The sequence below is a fragment of the Caballeronia sp. LZ034LL genome, from assembly GCF_031451215.1.
GTDB lineage: Bacteria > Pseudomonadota > Gammaproteobacteria > Burkholderiales > Burkholderiaceae > Caballeronia.
Map to the genome: position 1 here is coordinate 1 of NZ_JARUXR010000019.1, position 1,031 is coordinate 1,031.

General features: G+C 57.5%; 1 protein-coding gene. It reads right to left on the reverse strand.

Translation table 11 applies throughout. The annotated features are described in order from the left end of the window. The coding region (locus tag QCE83_RS34990; protein ID WP_309821469.1) for an IS30 family transposase at positions 1 to 1,031 on the reverse strand (1,031 nt) is incomplete at both ends.

A 1,031-nucleotide genomic window follows, 5' to 3' on the forward strand; every position in this document is an offset into this window, starting at 1 on the left:
AAGCCCAACGTCTGACGAGGCCGTTGATTCAGTCGCTTGGCCACTGCATTCAATTGAGCCTGCGAGTATTGATCCACAGGCTGGCCCTTTGGAAAGTACTGGCGCAGCAATCCATTGGTATTCTCGTTGCTACCTCGTTGCCATGGACTTTGCGGATCGCAGAAATACACTTTCAGGTCCGTGGCAATCGTAAATCGCGCATGCCCTGCCATCTCCGTGCCCCGATCCCATGTCAGCGAGCGCTTCAGTTCTACCGGCAGCTTGTTGACTTGCTTGATCAGCGCCTCAATCACGCTTGACGTATCCTTTCCAGCCACCTTCACGAGCAACGCATAGCGGGAGTGACGCTCAACCAATGTCGCGATATACGTGTTACCCGAACCCGCAAGCAAGTCGCCCTCCCAATGCCCCGGGACGGCTCGATCCTCCGCCTGCGCCGGCCGTTCGCTGATTGGCACGGCGTTGATAATCGTGCCTCTGTTCTGGCCTCGCGTCGAGGCACATTTCGCCCGACGCATCACCCGATGCGTACGCAACTCGCTCAACAGTTCCTTCTTCAGCACCCCACGCGTCTGGATGAACAAACTCCTGTAAATGGTTTCGTGCGAAATGTGCATCTCCTTGCGCAGCGGGTATTGCCGCCTGAGCCAACCTGCAATCTGTGCCGGCGACCATTGTAGGCTTAGCCCTCGCGCGACTTGAACGCACAAAGCCGCATTACTCTTGAACACACTTTGCTTGGGGCGCCGCGCTCGCTTCCAGGCCATTTCATCGGCTGCATGCGCACGATACTTCTGAGGTCCTCCGTTACGGTTGACCTCACGGCTAATAGTCGATTTGCTACGCCCCAACTGAACGGCGATACTTCCATATGACTGTTTCTGACCCAAGGCCCGCGAGATATCCTCGCGCTCGGCCAGGCTCAAGGTACGAGCTGCTCGCGTGCGCTGCGCTGGCGTGATTCCGCCATTGCCCGCGATTACTCTATGCATTGAGCCAACGTCGCGCTGCAACGTACGCGCAATGCCGCT